The 19,848-nt window shown below is 53.6% G+C and carries 21 protein-coding genes and 1 pseudogene; all 22 read left to right on the forward strand.

Features of this window, described 5'->3' with window-relative positions; all coding sequences use genetic code 11:
• Positions 1–80: 80 nt before the first annotated feature.
• Positions 81–626: a terminase small subunit gene (locus OGV77_RS13770; RefSeq protein WP_000453624.1), complete on the forward strand. Its 546-nt coding sequence runs from the start codon at positions 81–83 to the stop codon at positions 624–626.
• Positions 601–2,523 (forward strand): phage terminase large subunit family protein, encoded by a 1,923-nt coding sequence (locus OGV77_RS13775; RefSeq protein WP_227409288.1) that lies wholly within the window; start codon positions 601–603, stop codon positions 2,521–2,523. The genes OGV77_RS13770 and OGV77_RS13775 overlap by 26 nt, the downstream gene beginning before the upstream one ends.
• Positions 2,523–2,729 carry a phage head-tail joining protein gene (locus tag OGV77_RS13780; RefSeq protein WP_061279052.1) on the forward strand — a complete coding sequence of 69 codons (207 nt, stop codon included), beginning with the start codon at positions 2,523–2,525 and terminating at the stop codon, positions 2,727–2,729. Before OGV77_RS13775 ends, OGV77_RS13780 begins: the two co-directional genes overlap by 1 nt.
• Positions 2,726–4,318: a phage portal protein gene (locus tag OGV77_RS13785; RefSeq protein ID WP_286502791.1), complete on the forward strand. Its 1,593-nt coding sequence runs from the start codon at positions 2,726–2,728 to the stop codon at positions 4,316–4,318. Before OGV77_RS13780 ends, OGV77_RS13785 begins: the two co-directional genes overlap by 4 nt.
• Positions 4,299–5,636: a S49 family peptidase gene (locus OGV77_RS13790; protein ID WP_286502792.1), complete on the forward strand. Its 1,338-nt coding sequence runs from the start codon at positions 4,299–4,301 to the stop codon at positions 5,634–5,636. Before OGV77_RS13785 ends, OGV77_RS13790 begins: the two co-directional genes overlap by 20 nt.
• A gap of 9 nt (positions 5,637–5,645) precedes the next feature.
• Complete coding sequence (locus OGV77_RS13795; RefSeq protein ID WP_286502793.1) at positions 5,646–5,978, forward strand: head decoration protein; 333 nt, start codon at positions 5,646–5,648, stop codon at positions 5,976–5,978.
• A gap of 67 nt (positions 5,979–6,045) precedes the next feature.
• Positions 6,046–7,071: a major capsid protein gene (locus tag OGV77_RS13800; RefSeq protein ID WP_048235157.1), complete on the forward strand. Its 1,026-nt coding sequence runs from the start codon at positions 6,046–6,048 to the stop codon at positions 7,069–7,071.
• A gap of 45 nt (positions 7,072–7,116) precedes the next feature.
• A complete protein-coding gene (gene gpFI, locus OGV77_RS13805) occupies positions 7,117–7,530 on the forward strand; it encodes a DNA-packaging protein FI (RefSeq protein ID WP_286502794.1) in 414 nt (137 codons plus the stop codon).
• 11 nt (positions 7,531–7,541) lie between these two features.
• Positions 7,542–7,895: a head-tail joining protein gene (locus OGV77_RS13810; RefSeq protein ID WP_286502796.1), complete on the forward strand. Its 354-nt coding sequence runs from the start codon at positions 7,542–7,544 to the stop codon at positions 7,893–7,895.
• Between the two features lie 9 nt (positions 7,896–7,904).
• Positions 7,905–8,489, forward strand: a complete 585-nt coding sequence (locus OGV77_RS13815) for a phage tail protein (protein ID WP_286502797.1) — start codon at positions 7,905–7,907, stop codon at positions 8,487–8,489.
• Positions 8,486–8,884, forward strand: a complete 399-nt coding sequence (locus tag OGV77_RS13820; protein ID WP_071696711.1) for a phage minor tail U family protein — start codon at positions 8,486–8,488, stop codon at positions 8,882–8,884. The genes OGV77_RS13815 and OGV77_RS13820 overlap by 4 nt, the downstream gene beginning before the upstream one ends.
• Positions 8,885–8,891: 7 nt before the next feature.
• Entirely contained in the window at positions 8,892–9,635 is a 744-nt protein-coding gene (locus OGV77_RS13825; RefSeq protein ID WP_286502798.1) for a phage tail protein, read from the forward strand.
• A gap of 10 nt (positions 9,636–9,645) precedes the next feature.
• Positions 9,646–10,077, forward strand: a complete 432-nt coding sequence (gene gpG, locus OGV77_RS13830; protein ID WP_286502799.1) for a phage tail assembly chaperone G — start codon at positions 9,646–9,648, stop codon at positions 10,075–10,077.
• Positions 10,074–10,391, forward strand: a pseudogene (locus OGV77_RS13835) (phage tail assembly protein T); the annotation flags it as partial. The gene gpG and the pseudogene OGV77_RS13835, both read left to right, overlap by 4 nt.
• Positions 10,384–13,527, forward strand: a complete 3,144-nt coding sequence (locus OGV77_RS13840) for a phage tail tape measure protein (protein ID WP_286502801.1) — start codon at positions 10,384–10,386, stop codon at positions 13,525–13,527. The pseudogene OGV77_RS13835 and the gene OGV77_RS13840, both read left to right, overlap by 8 nt.
• A 3-nt stretch (positions 13,528–13,530) precedes the next feature.
• A complete protein-coding gene (locus tag OGV77_RS13845) occupies positions 13,531–13,878 on the forward strand; it encodes a phage tail protein (RefSeq protein WP_286502802.1) in 348 nt (115 codons plus the stop codon).
• A complete protein-coding gene (locus OGV77_RS13850) occupies positions 13,875–14,630 on the forward strand; it encodes a phage minor tail protein L (protein WP_286502803.1) in 756 nt (251 codons plus the stop codon). The genes OGV77_RS13845 and OGV77_RS13850 overlap by 4 nt, the downstream gene beginning before the upstream one ends.
• A gap of 1 nt (position 14,631) precedes the next feature.
• Positions 14,632–15,342 (forward strand): C40 family peptidase, encoded by a 711-nt coding sequence (locus OGV77_RS13855; RefSeq protein WP_142972625.1) that lies wholly within the window; start codon positions 14,632–14,634, stop codon positions 15,340–15,342.
• A 29-nt stretch (positions 15,343–15,371) separates the two neighbouring features.
• Entirely contained in the window at positions 15,372–15,707 is a 336-nt protein-coding gene (locus tag OGV77_RS13860) for a hypothetical protein (protein WP_086539093.1), read from the forward strand.
• Between the two features lie 56 nt (positions 15,708–15,763).
• The gene (locus tag OGV77_RS13865) at positions 15,764–16,366 is read left to right on the forward strand and encodes a tail assembly protein (RefSeq protein ID WP_044700334.1); all 603 of its coding nucleotides are present in this window, start codon (positions 15,764–15,766) and stop codon (positions 16,364–16,366) included.
• Between the two features lie 55 nt (positions 16,367–16,421).
• The gene (locus OGV77_RS13870; RefSeq protein WP_286502804.1) at positions 16,422–19,646 is read left to right on the forward strand and encodes a TipJ family phage tail tip protein; all 3,225 of its coding nucleotides are present in this window, start codon (positions 16,422–16,424) and stop codon (positions 19,644–19,646) included.
• Positions 19,646–19,848: DUF6453 family protein (locus OGV77_RS13875; RefSeq protein WP_286502805.1), on the forward strand; the 203-nt coding region annotated here is incomplete at its 3' end. The genes OGV77_RS13870 and OGV77_RS13875, both read left to right, overlap by 1 nt.

Raw genomic sequence — 19,848 nt, forward strand, 5'->3', positions numbered from 1 at the left:
GAAAGGAAATGATAAGTCCTGAAAATGGCTAAATAGCCAGAGGGCATTTCCTTTCTCTGTTTTTGTGCATGGAGTGAGCTATGGAGGTCAACAAAAAGCGGCTTTCTGAAATATTTGGGGTCAGCGTGCGAACCATTCAGAACTGGCAGGATCAGGGAATGCCTGTAGCACGTGGCGGCGGAAAAGGTAATGAGGTCCTCTATGAATCTTCCGCGGCTATTGAATGGTATTCCGCACGCGACGCGGCGATTGAGAATGAGAAATTACGGAAGGAGGTGGAAGACCTTCGTCTTGCATCGGAATCCGACCTCCAGCCAGGTACGATTGACTATGAGCGTCACCGCCTCACCAGGGCGCAGGCAGACGCCCAGGAACTAAAAAATGCAAAAGATTCCGCTGAGGTGGTGGAAACCGCATTCTGCACGTTCGTGCTGTCGCGGATGGCCGGAGAAGTAGCCAGCATTCTTGATGGAGTTCCTCTGTCGGTTCAGCGGCGTTTCCCGGAGCTGGAAAACCGACATATTGATTTCCTGAAGAAGGACATCATTAAGGCCATGAACAAAGCAGCTGCGCTGGATGAAATAATACCGGGGTTGCTGAGTGAATATATCGAACAGTCAGGTTAAGGGGCTGCAGCACTCTGCGCGCGCAGGGCTACTTTCGCTGTACCGGCCTGAGCCGCAAACGGCGGTTGAATGGGCAGACGATAATTACTATCTCCCCAAAGAGTCGGCCTATCAGGAAGGGCGCTGGGAAACGTTGCCGTTTCAGCGCGCGATCATGAATGCGATGGGTAACGATTACATTCGTGAAGTTAACGTTGTTAAGTCTGCCCGTGTTGGCTATTCAAAAATGTTGCTGGGTGTTTATGCGTATTTTATTCAGCACAAGCAGCGAAATTCCCTTATCTGGCTACCCACTGATGGTGACGCCGAAAACTTCATGAAGTCGCATGTTGAACCAACGATCCGCGATATTCCGTCACTTCTGGCGCTGGCCCCCTGGTATGGCAAAAAGCACCGGGATAATACGCTCAGTATGAAACGCTTCTCCAACGGTCGAGGGTTCTGGTGTCTGGGTGGTAAGGCGGCGAAAAACTATCGTGAAAAGTCAGTGGATGTTGCCGGCTATGACGAACTCGCTGCTTTTGATGAGGATATTGAGAAAGAGGGTTCCCCGACGTTTCTGGGTGACAAACGTATTGAGGGCTCTGTCTGGCCCAAATCTATTCGCGGCTCAACGCCAAAAACAAAGGGGACCTGCCAGATTGAGCGTGCCGCCAGCGAATCCGGGCATTTCATGCGTTTTCATGTTGCCTGTCCGCACTGTGGTGAAGAGCAGTACCTTAAGTTCGGCGACAAAGAGACCCCGTTCGGGCTGAAATGGACACCGGGCGAGCCCTCCAGCGTCTTTTACCTGTGTGAACATAATGCCTGCGTCATTAAGCAGCAGGAGCTGGATTTCACTGAAGCACGTTACATCTGCGACACCACCGGGATCTGGACGCGCGACGGTTTATCCTGGTTTTCATCAACAGGCACCGAAATCGACCCGCCAGACAGCGTGACGTTTCACATCTGGACGGCATACAGCCCGTTTACCACCTGGATACAGATCGTCAAAGACTGGCTAAAAACGAAAGGGGATACCGGAAAGCGTAAAACCTTCGTGAACACCACTCTGGGCGAAACATGGGAGCCTAAAATTGGTGAACGGCCTGATGCGGAGCTCATGGCCGAACGCAAAGAGTTCTTCGGCGCATCCGTACCGGAGCGTGTTGCTTATCTGACAGCCGGGATCGACTCCCAACTGGATCGATATGAAATGCGCGTCTGGGGATGGGGACCCGGTGAGGAAAGCTGGCTGATTGACCGGCAGATCATTATGGGCCGTCATGATGATGAAGCGACCCTCGTCAGGGTGGACGAGGCGATTAACAAAACCTATCTCCGAAAGAATGGCGTGGAAATGTCGGTATCCCGTATCTGCTGGGATATCGGCGGTATTGACCCCACCATTGTCTACAATCGCTCAAAAAAGCATGGCCTGTTTCGCGTGATCCCGATTAAAGGGGCTTCCGTTTACGGCAAGCCCGTCGCGAATATGCCGCGTAAACGCAACAAGAACGGCGTTTATCTGACGGAAGTGGGTACAGATACCGCAAAGGAGCAGATTTATAACCGCTTCACACTTCAGCCGGAAGGGAGTGAACCTCTTGCCGGAGCCGTGCATTTTCCCAATAACCCCGAAATTTACGATCTGGCTGAGGCACAGCAACTTACTGCTGAGGAGCAGGTTGAAAAATGGGTGGACGGGCGTAAGAAAATCGTCTGGGACAGCAAAAAGCGACGAAATGAGGCGCTGGACTGCTTCGTTTATGCGCTGGCGGCCCTGCGGATCAGTATTTCGCGATGGCAACTGAATCTTGATTCACTGCTCGCGAGCCTGCAGGAGGAAGAGGGAAGCCGGACCAATAACAAAACCCTGGCTGATTATGCCCGGGCATTATCTGGAGATGAATAATGGCGACACAGACCGATCTGGATGCCGCCCGCGCTGCGTTGCATGACCTCATGATGGGAAAGCGGGTGGCAACGGTGCAAAAGGACGGCCGGCGGGTTGAGTTCACCGCCACTTCAGTGACCGACCTGAAAAAATACATTGCCGAACTTGAATCACAGATTGGCATTACTCAACGACGCCGGGGACCGGCAGGATTTTACGCATGAAAACACCTGCTTTGTTAGGGCCGGACGGTAAAACCGCATTGCGGGACTACGCCGGTTATCACGGTGGTGCTGGTGGCTTCGGCGGCCAGTTACGCGCCTGGAACCCACCGAGCGAAAGCGCGGATGCTGCGTTATTGCCTAATTTATCCCGTGGTAATGCGCGCGCTGATGATCTGGTTCGAAATAATGGTTATGCGGCAAACGCTGTGCAGCTTCATCAGGATCACATTGTCGGTTCCTTCTTCCGACTGAGTTACTGCCCGAGCTGGCGTTATCTCGGTATCAAAGAAGAAGAAAGCCGTGCATTTGCCAGGGAGGTGGAGGCCGCCTGGTATGAGTATGCTGAAGATGATTTTTGCGGGATCGATGCCGAGCGCAAGCGGACATTTACGATGATGATCCGTGAAGGTGTTGCGACTCATGCATTTAACGGGGAGCTGTGTGTCCAGCCAACCTGGGACAGTGATTCAACGCGGCTTTTCCGCACACAGTTCAAAATGGTGAGCCCAAAACGCATCAGCAACCCCAATAACGCCGGAGACACGCGAAACTGCCGGGCAGGTGTCAGAACAAATGACAGTGGCGCCGCGCTGGGGTATCACGTCAGCGATGATGGCTATCCGGGGTGGATGGCGCAGAAGTGGACCTACATCCCGCGTGAACTGCCCGGCGGGCGGCCTTCCTTTATCCACGTATTTGAACCTCTGGAAGATGGGCAGACACGCGGTGCCAACGTGTTTTACAGCGTCATGGAGCAAATGAAAATGCTCGATACGCTGCAGAATACGCAGCTCCAGAGCGCGATTGTCAAGGCGATGTATGCCGCCACGATTGAAAGTGAGCTGGATACGCAAACCGCGATGGACTTTATTCTTGGCTCAGACAGTAAAGAGCAGCAAAGCAAGATGACCGGCTGGCTGGGGGAGATGGCCTCGTACTATACCGCGGCGCCGGTTCGTCTCGGTGGTGCGAAGGTGCCGCACCTGATGCCGGGCGACTCCCTGAATCTTCAGTCAGCGCAGGATACGGACAACGGTTTTTCGACGTTCGAGCAATCCCTGCTGCGTTATATCTCTGCTGGTCTGGGCGTGTCTTATGAGCAGCTTTCGCGCAACTATTCGCAGATGAGTTATTCCACTGCACGCGCCAGTGCTAACGAGTCCTGGTCGTTCTTTATGGGCCGCCGCAAGTTCGTGGCAGCCCGACAGGCCTGTCAGATGTTTGTATGCTGGCTGGAGGAGGCCATTGTCCGCCGGGTGGTGACGTTGCCATCCAGAGCACGATTCAGTTTTCAGGAGGCGAGGACAGCCTGGGGCAATGCCAACTGGATAGGCTCAGGCCGTATGGCGATAGATGGGCTGAAGGAAGTGCAGGAGGCCGTCATGCTCATTGAGGCAGGTCTGAGCACTTATGAGAAGGAGTGTGCCAAGCGCGGAGACGACTATCAGGAAATATTTTCGCAGCAGGTACGTGAAACGATGGAGCGTCGCGCTGCTGGTCTAAAACCTCCAGCCTGGGCGGCTTCTGCCTTTGAGTCTGGACTGAAGAAATCAAATGAGGAGGCGAACGATGACGCCCGAGCTGCGTAATCTCCCGCATATCGCCAGTATGGCTTTCAATGAGCCGCTTTTACTTGAGCCCGCCTATGCGCGGGTTTTCTTTTGCGCGCTCGCTGGTCAGTTAGGTATCACCCGTCTGACCGACACTGTGTCGGGCGTTACGCTTGGCGCAGAGCAGATGGCTGAACCGCTGGCACTCTTTGGTGATGATGAGGGAATGGGGCCAAAGCCGGCGCGAAGCTACCAGGTCACTGATGGTATCGCGGTGCTGCCTGTTTCCGGGACGCTGGTCAGTAAAACCCGCTCACTCCAGCCGTATTCGGGGATGACGGGGTACAACGGCATCATCGCCCGCCTCCAGCAGGCCATCAGCGATCCGGGTGTAGACGGAATTCTTCTGGATATGGATACGCCAGGTGGAATGGTGGCGGGTGCCTTTGATTGTGCGGACATCATCGCCCGCATGCGGGATATCAAACCCATCTGGGCGTTAGCCAACGATATGAACTGCAGCGCTGGCCAGCTGATTGCCAGTGCGGCATCACATCGGCTTGTGACGCAGACGGCCAGAACGGGATCCATCGGGGTCATGATGGCCCACAGCAATTACAGCGCCGCCCTTAAAACCAGCGGCGTTGAGGTCACGTTGATTTACAGCGGCGATCACAAGGTGGACGGGAACCCCTACGAGAAATTACCCAAAGAGGTACGTGCAGATTTTCAGGCGCGTATTGACGCTACCCGGCAGATGTTCGCTGAAAAGGTGGCGGGTTATACCGGCATGTCGGTTCAGGCCGTTCTTGATACTGAAGCAGCTGTATTTTCAGGCCAGGAATCAGTAGACAACGGCCTGGCGGAGCAGCTGGTCAACAACATGGATGCGCTGAACGTTATGCGCGATGCAATTAATAAACGAACGATGATTTCCCGAGGAGGAAGCATGAAAGGTACTACTGCATCCGCAGATACCACTCAACCAGCAGCATCTGCTGACCAGACCGTGACAACCGTTGACGTGCCTGCTGCGGTCGTTACTGACCCTGCAGCGGGTGTAACTGTTGATATCAGCAGCCAGGTGGCAGCGGCGGTCGCAGCCGAAAACGGTCGCATTATGGGGATCCTGAACTGTGAGGAGGCGAAAGGGCGTGAATCACAGGCACGAGCGCTGGCAGAAACGCCGGGGATGACGGTGGAAAGTGCCCAGCGCATCCTCGCCGCGGCTCCTCTGAGTGCTCAGGCGCGTACGGATACCGCGCTGGATCGTCTGATGGAAACCGCACCCGGCACCGTAACGGCAGGTAGCGCTTCTGCCGAAGCGGGTGACGATTTGTTAAATACGCCTGTTTAAGAGGTCAATATGTCTAACACTGAACAATTTACGCACAACCAGCCCCTCGGTAACAGTGATCCGGCGCATACCGGTTTTGCACCAGGTGAACTGACGAAAGCAGTACCGGCGATGACGCCCCTGATGCTGGATGCCACTTCCGGCAAGCTGACCGTCTGGGATGGCCAGCATGCGGGGGCTGCCTGTGGCGTTCTGGCGGTGTCTGCCGACCAGAGCAGCACTGAGCTGGCATTCTATAAGTCCGGCTCTTTCCGTATTGAAGATGTGCTCTGGCCGGATGCGGTGACGGATGAACACATCAAACGCAACGCGTTCACGGGTACCGCCATCAGCATCGTCTAACACCCCGACTTAACAGTAACCATCATCCACAGAAGCCGCATCGCGGCTTTATTTACGGGAAACATCTATGTCAATTTACACAACGGCCCAACTGCTGGCGGTCAATGAGAAAAAATTCAAATTTGATCCGCTTTTCCTGCGCATCTTCTTCCGTGAAAGCTATCCCTTCAGCACCGAGAAGGTGTATCTGTCGCAAATCCCGGGCATGGTCAACATGGCGCTGTACGTCTCGCCTGTTATTTCCGGCAAGGTTATCCGATCCCGTGGCGGCGCAACGTCAGAGTTCACGCCGGGTTACGTCAAGCCGAAGCACGAGGTAAACCCGCAGATGACGCTGCGCCGCCTGCCGGATGAAGACCCGCAAAATCTGGCTGACCCGGCCTACCGCCGCCGCCGCATTATCCTGCAGAACATGAAGGATGAAGAGCTGGCGATTGCCCAGGTGGAAGAGAAACAGGCGGTGGCTGCTGTCCTCAACGGTAAATACACCATGACCGGCGAAGCGTTTGAACCGGTTGAGGTGGATATGGGACGCAGTGCTGGAAACAACATCATCCAGGCAGGCGCTGCGGCCTGGAGCTCTCGCGACAAAGAAACCTATGACCCTACTGACGATATTGAAACCTATGCGCTGAACGCCAGCGGCGTGGTTAACATCATCGTCTTTGATCCTAAGGGCTGGGCGTTGTTCCGTTCATTCAAAGCAGTAAAAGAGAAGCTCGACACCCGCCGTGGTTCTAACTCTGAACTGGAGACAGCGCTGAAGGACCTGGGCGAAGCGGTCTCCTATAAGGGAATGTATGGTGATGTGGCCATTGTCGTCTATTCCGGGCAATACATTGAAGACGACACCAAAAAGAACTATCTGCCGGATTTGAGCATGGTGCTGGGTAATACCCAGGCCCGCGGCTTGCGCACCTACGGCTGCATTCAGGATGTGGATGCCCAGCGTGAAGGCATTAACGCTTCCACGCGTTATCCGAAAAACTGGGTACAGACAGGCGATCCGGCGCGTGAGTTCACCATGATCCAGTCTGCACCGCTGATGCTGCTGGCTGACCCGGATGCGTTCGTGTCCGTCAAGCTGGCATAACTTCCCACTGTGGCCCTTCGGGGCCATTTCTCCGGAGTCATTTCCATGACAGAAAAAGAAAAATTGATCGCCCGTCTGAATGAACTGGGCGTGAAGCTAAACCGTGAAGTCAGCACAAGCGGCACTATCCAGGAGCTAACGATGCGTATCGCAGAGCTCGAGGAGGAACTGGAAGAAGGAGAAGAGGTGATTGACGATGAAGCCGATGCCAGGAACGATGCCGACAGCACCGATGACGGTGCCGGCAGTAATGGTGAAAACACATCGGAGGATGAAGCTGGCGCCAGCGCCGCAACCGGCGATCTGGTCTGCGTAGAAACGCTGGCCACTCTGCATATTGATGCCCTGCATGCCACACGGGATGAGCGAGTCACCATTGTCGAGCCTGGTGTGTTTATCCGTGTATCCGACCAGGATGCTGACCTCCTGATTGCTCAGGGGCTGGTCAGCGAAGCCTGACAGGGGGACACGTGGCTGATTTCGATAATCTCTTTGATGAAGCGATGTCGCAGGCGGATGGCGCTATTCGCGGGGTAATGGGCGCTGAAGCGAAGGTGACTTCCGGTGCATTATCCGGCGTGACGCTCAACGGCGTATTCGATGATCCAGAAAATATTGGATACGCCGAAGCCGGTATCCGGATTGAGGGCTCCAAACCTTCTTTATTCGTGAAAACGACAGATGTTGGCCAACTGGAACGCCTGGACACCCTGACGGTAAACGGACGGGATTTTTGGGTGGATCGTGTAGGTCAGGATGACTGTGGCTCCTGCTATGTCTGGCTGGGAAGTGGTTCTCCTCCAAACGGAACGCGGCGTCGTTAAGGAACATTTATGTCCATTAAAGGTCTTGAACAGGCGATTGCTAACCTCGACAGCCTGGATAGAAATATGGTTCCCAATGCCAGCGCGTGGGCCGTAAACCGTGTTGCTGCCAAAGGCGTATCGGTGGCCACCCGAAGGGTGGCAAAGGAAACGGTAGCCGGCGATAACCATGTTACGGGTATCCCATTAAAACTGGTCAGGCAGAGGGTGAGAGTCAATAAAGCTTCTGCAACCGGGCACTCTGCTGCGCGGATCAAGGTAAACCGGGGTAACCTGCCGGCGATCAAACTTGGTGCTGCACAGGTCAGGTCGACTAATCGAAGAGGCCCTCTCGTGCGTAAAAGCAGCGTGCTGAAAATTGGTCGTTATGTGTTTCGTGATGCCTTTCTTCAGCGTCTGGCCAACGGTCGCTGGCATGTCATGAAGCGTATTGCAGGCAAAAGTCGTTACCCCATTGATGTAGTCAAAATTCCTCTGTCCGCACCGCTCACCACTGCCTTTGAAGCAGAAAAGAAACGCATGCTTGAAGAGGAGATGCCGAAACAGCTTGGCTACGCCCTTAAACAACAACTTAGGCTACACCTGACGCGATGAAACACACTCTGATTCGTCAGAACATCATTAATGTTCTTGAGGAAAAAATCGAAATAAGTGCCGTTTTTTTTGACGGTCGTCCGGCAGCTATCGAAGAAAACGATTTTCCTGCCGTAGCAGTTTATCTGACTGATGCAGAATGCACCGGAGAGGAGCTGGATGCCGATATGTGGGCGGCGACGCTGCATATAGAAGTGTTTCTTCCCTCGCAGGTGCCGGATTCGGAGCTGGATGAATGGATGGAAAGCCATATCTATCCCGCTCTCGCTGACGTTCCCGGCCTGGAAGCACTGGTCACTGTCATGGTTCCGCAGGGGTTTGATTACCAGCGCGATGATGCCATGGGGCTGTGGAGTTCCGCCGATATGAAATATTCAATCACTTACGAAATGTGAGGACACTATGCCAACGCCAAACCCTCTGGCCCCCGTGAAAGGTGCCGGTACCACACTCTGGCTTTACACCGGAACGGGCAACGCTTTCGCTAACCCACTCTCGGATATCGACTGGAAACGCCTGGCGAAAATTAAAGAGCTGACGCCGGGCGAAATGACCGCCGAATCGTATGACGACACTTACCTCGACGACGAGGACGCCGACTGGAACGCGACCGCTCAGGGTGCAAAATCGGCAGGGGATACATCACTTACGCTTGCCTGGAAGCCGGGAGAACAGGGACAGAAAGAACTGGTCACCTGGTTTAACGATGGTTCTGTCCGGGTGTACAAGATTAAATATCCGAATGGTACCGTCGACGTTTTCCGCGGCTGGTGCAGCAGCCTGGGTAAAGCTATCCCGGCAAAAGAGGTTATTACCCGCACAGCGAAAATCACCAATACCGGCAAGCCAGAACTGGCTGAAGAAAGTGGTTCTGCGCCCATTGCTGTTACAGGTGTTACGCTGGATAAATCCACGGCAAGCGTCGCCGTTGCAGCGACCACCGCGCTCAATGTGACGGTTAATCCTGCCAGTGCATCGGATCCTTCGTTCCACGTGGCAACCTCTGATGGGGCAAAAGCGACGGTATCTGTAAGTGGCAACACGATCACCGTAACGGGTGTGGCAGCCGGTAACGCTGACATTATTGTTATGACCAGCGACGGCAATTTCGTTGCAGTCTGCAAAGTCACTGTCACCGTTTCCTGAGGAGGGGGATATGTTCCTCAAAAAAGAACCATTTAACTACCTTGGCGAATCCACCACGCTGAATGAACTGTCAGCGCTTCAGCGTATTGAGTACCTTGAATTTCTGGCTGCGGAAGAAAAGACACTTGGCCATGAAAGCGACAGTATCAGCGATCAGGAAATGACTGCCCGTCTGGTGGGTTCAAACATCCGCTGCGGTGCGCGCGTGATCGCACTTTCTCTCTGGCATAATGACCCCGCAGGTCCCGACGAAGAAGCACTTTACCAGCAGGTTCTCAAAGGTTGGCCGCCGGAAGCGATCGGCAAGGCTGAAATGCAGGTTAAGTTGCTCTCCGGCATGCTCGTTCCGGTTGAGGATGGCAACGATGCCGATCCGGAAGCCCCACTGGAGGCTGAAGGCGCTGAAGAAGTTACGGCGGAAAAGCCCTTGCCAGCGAGCTGAAATTTGTCCTGAATCTGGCGCGCGAGTTCGGGCGACCCGACTGGCGCGCCATGCTGGCTGGAATGACTTCTGGTGAACTGGGCGACTGGCACCAGTTCTACCGGGAACATTATTTTCAGGACGCGCAGCTCGATGCGCATTTTTCCGGGCTGCTTTATTCCATCTCTTCTCTTTTCTTCCGCGATCCGGAACTTACCCCCGCGCATTTCAGCCTGCTTTCTCCCTCCGGAAGCGCCATCAATGATGATGAGCCGGACGATGACGCGCTGATGACCGCCGCCGAGGGGATATCAGGAGGTACCCGTTATGGCCCAGCAGATTAGCGATCTCGTTATTAAGCTGGATGTTGACCGCGCCAGCTTCAGTGAGCAGGTCGCCCGAATCAAAGGGCAACTGACCGGGATGGCGGATGAATCTGACAAAGTTCAGGGGCGCATGCAACGCGCCGCTGACCGTCAGAGTGCAGCATTAAAAAGTGTGGGTGATGCCGGAGCTGCCGCCGCTGCGGAAATGAAATCCCGCCAGGCAGACGCCACGGAAGGGTTGGCTCAAAACTGGCAAAAAGTATCTAAATCCGTTGAGGAAACACACCGCCGGGTGACAGACCTCAGCCAGCGCATGCGTGAGAATGACGGCCAGGCGGCAGTGCTCGCAAGGCGGCAGGATGAACTTGCTGCATCTTTTTTTCGCCAGATAGACAGTGTTCGCCAGTTGAACGGAGAAACACAATCTCTCGCTAATGTGCAGGCACGCTTTCGTGCCGCAAGGGCTCAGGGAAATATTACACAGCAGGATTACCTTGCGTTGATATCTCATACGACAGCCCGACAGAAAGAGCTTCAGATTGTCGAAGAGAAAGCAGGGATTGCACGGGCACGTTTTCTCCGTCAACTGAAGTCTCAGGTTGTGGAGCAAAAGCTCTCCGGTACCGAACTGCTGCGAATGAAGGCTGCACAGGTTGGAGCCAGTGATGCCGCAGAAGTTTATATCCGTAAGCTTGAAGCGGCTAAAGTCGCCACGCACGGGCTGGGTCTGCAAAGTGCTGCGGCGCGTCGGGAACTTGGCGTTCTGATGGGCGAAGTCATGCGCGGTAACTTTGGTGCCCTTCGTGGTTCCGGTATTACGCTGGCCAACCGCGCCGGATGGATAGATCAGCTGATGACTTTACGCGGGCTGGGCATGGCCGGCATGGTCGGGGGGATTGCTGCGGCGGTTGTTGGGTTGGGTAAAGCCTGGTATGACGGCAGCAAAGAGTCTGAGGAATTTAATAAACAGCTAATCCTGACCGGGAACTACGCGGGTAAAACATCCGGTCAGCTTCAGGCGCTGGCGCGCTCGCTGGCCGGTAATGGTATCACGCAGCATGCCGCTGCAGGCGTGCTGGCGCAGGTCGTTGGAAGCGGCGCGTTCAGCGGTAATGACGTCAGCATGGTCAGCAATGTCGCCGCCAGGCTGCAGCAGGCTACCGGGCAGGCCGTCGACGAAACCATAAATCAGTTTAAACGCCTGAAGGATGATCCGGTTAACGCGGTCGCGACGCTCAATGATTCCCTGCATTTTCTGACGGCCACCCAGTATGAACAGATTTCCTCTGCTCAGGCGCTGGGGGATTCGCAGAAAGCAGCCGAGCTGGCAATGCGGGCATATTCTGACGCCGTTATACAACGAGCGGGGGCTGTAGAGGACAATCTTGGCTCTCTCGAAAAAGCGTGGAACTGGGTGAAGAATGCTGCTTCCGGGGCGTGGGATGCGATGCTGGGCGTAGGGCGTAATCCTGACACCGCGATGAAGCGCCAGGACTCTTTCGCTGAATGGCAGGCAGCAGAGAAAGAGTACCGCGCGCTGTCCAGCAATCTTAAAGTCGACCCAGATTATGCCGGTAACAACGTTCTGCAGAAAGCTGATGCGGAAAGGCTGAGAAACGCGCGCCAGCAGGTGGAGCTTAAAAAGCAGGCTTATGATCTGGCTGATCAGCAATATGCCCAGGAAGGACTGACAGCCGCGCGGGAAAAAATGCGGACGGATCAGCAAACTCAGGCAATCCGCAGCCAGCAGCAGTTTAACCAGTTGGTGGAATCCGGCGCGACGGCGGCAGAAAAGCGGGCTTCAGCAGAGAAAAAGCTCAGTCAGCTTATTGAGAAAAACCGTCAGGATGCGAAAGACGGTATCGCCACGCTGTGGACTGACAAGGACATTGCTGCAGCGCGGGCAGGGATCGAAAAGCAGTTTAAGGACGTCAAAACCCCAAAAGGCAAAAGCTATTCAACGCCTGCCGGGGACAAAGCCGAGGAAAAGGCGCAGGCCGAACTTCTCACCCTTCAGGCCCAGCTTAAAACGCTTGAGCAACATACCAGCGTAAACGACGTCATAAGCAAACAGCGTCAGGACCTCTGGCAGACTGAAAATCAGTTCACCGTTCTGCAGGAGGCTGCTGGTCGTCGTCAGCTTACGGCGCAGGAAAAATCCCTGCTGGCGCACAAGGAAGAAACGCTTGAGTACAAGCGGCAGTTGGCCGACCTGGGCGATAAGGTTGCTCAACAGCAAAAACTCAATCAGCTTGCCGACCAGACGGCTAAATTCCATCAGCAGCAGAGTGCGGCGAGGGCCGGTCTTCAGGCACAGTCAGAGGGGGTATCCAGCCGGCAGGCTGGGAGAGAATCAACCCTGAAGCGTCTCAGCGAAAGCTATGCCTACAATCCGGCAGAGCAGCGAAAGGTTCTTGAAGATCAAAGGGCGACATTCGAGGCTGAAGATGCCCTGCGCGCAAACTGGCTGGCCGGTGCCAAACAGGGCTGGGCTGAATATCAGGATTCAGCGACAAACGTCTTCAGCTCGGTTCAGCAGATTTCACAGACAACGTTCAGCGGACTGGCGGGCCAGCTTACCAGCCTGGTGACAACCGGCAAAGCCAGCTTTAAGGACTTTACCAGTTCGATCCTCAAAATGATTGTGTCCGTGATTAATCAGTTGCTGGTGGCTTACGCCATCCAGAGCGCGATGGGCTGGGTGAGTGGCGGTGCTAAAGCGCCAGCGTCAGGCCAGTCTTTTGCGGTACCGTCTTTCCGCCCCTCGGGCTATGACGTAGGTGGTTATACCGGGCACGGTGGCAAATATGAGCCTGCCGGTATTGTTCACCGCGGCGAGTTTGTTTTCACCAAAGAATCTACCAGCCGTATCGGCGTGTCCAACCTGTACCGACTTATGCGTGGGTATGCCTCTGGCGGTCTTGTCGGTGGTGGTAAGGTCCCCACGGCTGGCATCGGTGGGGTTAGCGTTTACGCACCTGTTTCAGTCGCTACTGCTCAGCCCGGCGATCAGAAACAACAGCAGGGCAGTGGTGATGCGCTGACTAAGGCATATCAGAAAGTGATCGACCGCTCCATTCGTGATGGTATCGCCAGGGAGATTCGTCCCGGGGGAATCATCTGGAGCGCCAACAAACAGAGGTAAGTGATGGCTGTAGAACACTTTACCTGGCGTATTCAGGCTGCGAGCCAACCCACTCTCAGCAGCAAGGATACTGTCAGAACAGCTCAGTTCGGTGATGGATACAAGCAGATTAGTAGTTCTGGCCTGAACGATGAGGTTCTAAATTATGCCTTTTCTTTTACTGGTGATCCGGTAATAGCCAGAGAGATTTATTCATTTTTACGAAGGCATAAAACCAAGTCTTTCACATTCACTCCACCTGGTGGTGATTTAGCCCTCTGGCGTGTTGAGGCAGACAGTCTGCAGCGAGTCACCCTGAATAAAAAAGTGGAAACCGTAACTGCAACGTTTGAACAGGCATTTGCACCATGAGCTTAAACAGTGATTATCAGAAACTTGAGCCGGGCAATGCTGTCCGGCTTTTTGATGTCGATGGCACCGCATTTGGTGTTTCCGACGTTCTCCGCTTCCACGCCCATAATATTGCCCACACTGCTGATGAGATCGCCACTGCTGGTGGAGATGAAAATAAGCTACAGGCGAAATCGATCTGGTGGCAGGGACAGGAATATAAAGCCTGGCCTTGTCAGATTGAAGGTATCGAGGCTTCAACTGATGGTAGTTCGGCCCAGCCGAAACTGTCAGTTGCTAATCTCGACAGCTCAATTACTGCTTTGTGTCTTGCTTATGACGATCTGCTGCAGGCGAAGGTCACTATCCATGACACGCTGGCCAAATACCTTGATGCGCGGAATTTTACGGACGGGAACGCCACGGCAGACCCTACGCAGGAAAAAGTGAAGTTATTTTACATCGATGCCAAAAGCGGTGAGACAAACGAGTCCGTTGAATTCTCGCTTTCAAGCCCGATGGACCTGCAGGGGCTGATGATCCCGACGCGCCAGCTACATTCGCTTTGTACCTGGTGTATCCGTAACAAATACCGCTCCGGTGATGGATGCGACTATGCCGGAACGCGCTATTTCGACAAGCACAACAACCCGGTGAGCGATCCGTCGCTGGATGAATGCAACGGAACGCTGACGGCCTGCAAACTTAGGTTCGGAGAAGATAACGAGCTATCTCATGGGGGCTTCGTGGGTACATCGTTGATCAGGAGCTGATATGCGTCAGAAAATTATCGATGCCATTATGGCGCATGCTGCTGCTGAATATCCGCGCGAATGCTGCGGCGTAGTGGTGCAAAAAAGCAGGGTGCAGCGGTACATTCCCTGCCGTAATCTGGCAACCGATCCGACAGAGCATTTCCACCTGTCGCCGGAAGATTACACCGCTGCTGAAGACTGGGGAACAGTGATTGCCATTGTCCACAGCCACCCGGATGCCACGACGCAGGCGAGCGAACTGGATAAAGCACAGTGTGACGCTACGTTACTTCCCTGGCATATCGTCAACTGGCCGGAAGGGGATTTACGCACCATTCAGCCGCGCGGCGAGTTACCGCTGCTGGAACGTCCGTTCGTGCTCGGCCATTTCGATTGCTGGGGGCTGGTGATGAGCTATTTCCGGCAAACGCATGGTATCGAACTCCACGATTACCGTGTTGATTATCCATGGTGGGAAAACGACTATCCGGACAACTTCTATCAGGATTGCTGGTATGAATGCGGTTTCCGTGAATTCGAGGGGCCACCGAAACCCGGCGATATGGTGATCATGCAGGTCCAGGCCAACAAGTGGAACCATGCAGGGATACTGCTGGAGGGTAACATGCTGCTCCACCATCTGTATGGGCATCTGAGCCAGCGAGTGCCGTATGGGGGATACTGGCAAGAACGGACAATGAAGGTACTACGCTATAAATCTCTGTGCTAACCTTTTGCAAAACCAAAGGGGATAGGGATATGAAAAAGTTATCGTTAGCGCTGGTTATTTTAGGCTTAATTGGGTGCGCAAGTATGGAAGATTTGCGAGCGACTAAACCAATCATCGCCGCTTCAAGTGATAAGGCGTCTTCTGTATTAGCGCAGTGCATTTTACAAAAATGGCAGCAACAAACTGTCTTTAATGTTTATATGCAACCGCGGGGTACTGGCTTTACTGTTTATCTTGATGGTCAATGGGAGATTGCTGATATCGATGCTGTTGGTAGTGGGTCAAAAGTTTTATTGTATAAAAAAAGCTCAATGTTTGATGCTCCATACAAAAAGTATGCAGATTGGGTAAATGATTGCCTTTAAAGAATTGAATATGACCAATCCGCTTCTTAGCGGCTTTTTTTATAGTAGGAGATAAAATGGCTGAGGTAATGACGCAAATTGAATTGGGTGGTGTATTAGGTAAGGTATTTGGGAAAACACATCAGCGTATAATTTCAACTCCTCAAGAAGCAGGTAAAGCTTTAGCTGCAACTATTCAAGGCTTTGAGCAATACATGATAAGCAGCAAAAGTCGCGGGTTAACGTATGCGATATTTAAAGGGAAAAAAAATTTAGGGGTGGATGACTTGGGTTATCCAGTCTCGGGGGAAATAATTAGAATTGTCCCCGTTATTATTGGCAGCAAAAAGGCTGGATTATTGCAAACCATTCTTGGTGTTGTGATTGTGACGGCTGCTGTTATTGCTGGGCCAGCAGGTATGGCTGCTTTATCAGGAGCTCAAGCATTTAGCGTGGGAGCTATTGGTGCTTCAATGGCCTTAGGTGGTGTTATACAGATGCTTTCGCCACAGCCAGCAGGACTTTCTAGCAAACAAAGCGCAGACAACCGGGCTTCGTATGCATTCGGTGGAGTAACTAACACTACTGCTCAGGGTAATCCAGTTCCGCTTCTATACGGACGCAGGCGTATTGGCGGTGCGATCATCTCTGCTGGTATATACGTCGAAGACCAGCAATAACCAAAGTAATCTTCCTTTCAGGCTACCATATGGTGGCTTTTTTTATGGGCGCAATATGGCTACAGCAACCCCGATTAAAGGCCGCAAGGGCGGCAGTTCCAGTTCAAGAACCCCTACCGAACAGCCTGATGATCTGCAATCTGTAGCGAAGGCAAAAATCCTCGTTGCGCTGGGAGAGGGCGAATTTGCAGGGCAGCTGACGGCGAAAGATATCTATCTGGACGGAACGGCTCTGGAAAATGCCGACGGCTCCCAAAATTTCAGCGGAGTGACGTGGGAGTTTCGCGCAGGAACGCAGGCGCAAAAATATATTCAGGGTATTCCCGGTACCGAAAACGAAATCAACGTTGGAACTGAGGTATCAAGTGCTACAGCCTGGACGCGCACGTTTACCAATACGCAGCTTTCAGCAGTTCGCCTGCGTCTGAAATGGCCATCGCTTTTCAAACAAGAGGACGACGGTGATCTGGTCGGTTACTCGGTTAATTATGCGATTGACCTGCAGACGGACGGCGGCACATGGCAGACGGTACTGAATACCAGCGTAACCGGAAAAACGACGTCTGGTTATGAGCGTAGCCACCGTATCGATTTACCGCCGGCTGGCAACACCTGGACAATACGCCTGCGCAAGATTACCGCTGACGCAAACAGCGCCAAGATCGGCGACACGTTGACGCTGCAAAGCTTCACGGAAGTGATTGATGCCAAGCTGCGCTATCCGAACACCGCGCTGCTGTACATCGAATTCGACTCGAGTCAGTTTAACGGTTCAATACCGCAGATCTCCTGTGAGCCTCGCGGGCGCGTGATCCGTGTTCCTGATAATTACGACCCTGAAACGAGGGCTTACAGCGGTACATGGCAGGGCGCGTTTAAGTGGGCCTGGACCGATAACCCGGCGTGGATATTTTACGATCTGGTGATTACCGATCGCTTTGGTCTGGGTAATCGCCTGACTGCAGCAAACATCGATAAATGGACGTTGTACCAGGTATCGCAATATTGCGATCAGCCGGTACCGGATGGAAAGGGTGGAAGCGGGACAGAACCACGCTATACCTGTAACGTCTATGTTCAGGACAGGAATGACGCTTACACTGTGCTGCGTGACTTTGCGGCTATATTCCGGGGTATGACGTACTGGGGCGGTGATCAGATTGTTGCGCTTGCCGATATGCCGAGAGATGTGGATTACGCTTACACCCGCGCTAACGTTATCGACGGACGCTTTACCTATTCCAGCAGCACGACAAAAACGCGGTATACCATCGCGCTGGTTTCCTGGTCTGATCCGGGTAACGCCTATGCGGATGCGATGGAGCCGGTATTTGAGCAGCCTCTGGTGGCCCGGTACGGATTTAATCAACTGGAAATGACAGCCATCGGCTGTACCCGGCAATCAGAAGCGAACCGAAAGGGGCGCTGGGGTATTCTCACCAACAATAAGGATCGCGTTGTTTCGTTTGATGTTGGCCTGGACGGAAACATTCCGCAGCCGGGATACATCATCGCCGTGTCAGACGAGCTTCTGTCCGGCAAAGTTATGGGCGGCCGCATCAGTGTTGTTAACGGTCGCGTGATTAAACTTGACCGCGTAGCTGATGCAGCAGCAGGCGATCGCCTTATTCTCAATCTTCCCTCCGGTGCGTCACAGAGCAGGACTATTCAGGCGGTTAACGGGGAATCAGTCACAGTCACCACGGTATACAGTGAGACACCACAGGCCGAAGCTGTATGGGTGGTTGAGTCAGATGAACTCTACGCCCAGCAGTATCGTGTTGTCAGCGTCTCCGATAACAGTGATGGTACCTTCTCGATTACCGGCGCATGGCACGACCCGGATAAATATGCCCGTATCGATACCGGAGCCATCATTGACCAGCGGCCCGTGAGTGTAATCCCGCCGGGTAACCAGTCGCCGCCGGCTAACATTGTGATCAGCTCGTTTTCAGTGGTGCAGCAAAATATCAGCGTCGAAACCATGCGTGTGAGCTGGGACCAGGCGCAGAATGCCATCGCCTACGAGGCACAGTGGCGCCGCAATGATGGTAACTGGGTAAACGTGCCGCGCAGCTCCACCTCGTCATTCGATGTTCCGGGTATTTATGCCGGGCGCTACCTCGTGCGTGTACGCGCCATTAACGCCGCAGAAATTTCCTCTGGCTGGGGCTACTCCGAAGAGAAAACGCTGACGGGTAAGGTGGGAAATCCGCCTAAACCTGTCGGCTTTGCGACAACGCCGATCAACTGGGGGATTCGCCTGAACTGGGGATTCCCGGCTAACACCGGGGATACGCTGAAAACGGAGATTCAGTACACCGCGAACAGTGATTTCTCGAATCCTCTTTTGTTGTCGGATGTGCCTTATCCGTCTGCCGAATACACCCAACTGGGTTTAAAAGCGGGGCAGGAATTCTGGTACCGAGCGCAGCTGGTAGACAGAACGGGTAATGAATCAGGCTGGACCGACTGGGTTCGTGGTGTATCCAACGCGAATGCTGACGACTACCTGGGCGATATTGCTGATGACTTCCTGACGTCTGCAGACGGTGACCGCCTGACAAGCGACATTGATACCAACCTCGAAGCCGCATTGCAGAACGCGCTGGCCAACCACGCAACGGCTGAACATCAGTGGGCGCAGTATGGTGAAGTCCGCGCGGATATTCTGGTAATTAAAACGACGGTCGCCAGTGTGGATAAGGCGATGGCGGAAATGTCCACTCAGGTGCAGGCGCAGATTAAAGATGTAACCGCCTCGCTTGAGGACAAGCTCACAGCCACCGTTGATGCTTCTGGAGCGACGGCCATTCACACCCTGAAAGCCGGAGTGCGCATCAACGGTATTTTTTACAGTGCCGGGATATCAATTGCGGTGCTGGCGGAAGCGGGTAAGCCGGTGGTCACCCGAGTCGGATTTAACGCCAATCAGTTCGTCCTGATGAGTGGCAGCGGCGATACACAATATTCTCCGTTTGCTTCTGTTAATGGTCAGGTGTTTATCAGTTCTGGCTTCATCCAGGATGGCACTATTATCAATACAAAAATTGGTAATTACATTCAGTCTAACACCTGGGATGGTACCGGTAATGTTGGTTGGCATATCAACAAATCAGGCTATGCGACATTCAATGATGTCACTGTCCGTGGTTCAATTTATGCCAACAACGGTAATTTTGCATTTAACGGCACCAATAACACTGTCGTCATCAACGGAAATGGGCTGACTGTTAATTTGTCTGGTGGGGGACGGGTTGTCGTCGGGAGGTGGTCATAATGCCGGAAGGTATTCTGATTGATTACAACGATGGCCGTCCGGTGATGGCAATCACTGCTGGGCTGCGTGCCCCCAGCTTTTGCACAGCCTTCTCGGGATGGTCATCCCAGTTCATGCAATACCCGGTCAATACACCGCTTGTTCCTGGTTCACAGGCTATCGTGGTGCCAACCAATCCCATTTACATCTATTCCTTTGCTGA

The organism is Citrobacter sp. Ce129 (assembly GCF_030334545.1).
GTDB lineage: Bacteria > Pseudomonadota > Gammaproteobacteria > Enterobacterales > Enterobacteriaceae > Citrobacter > Citrobacter europaeus.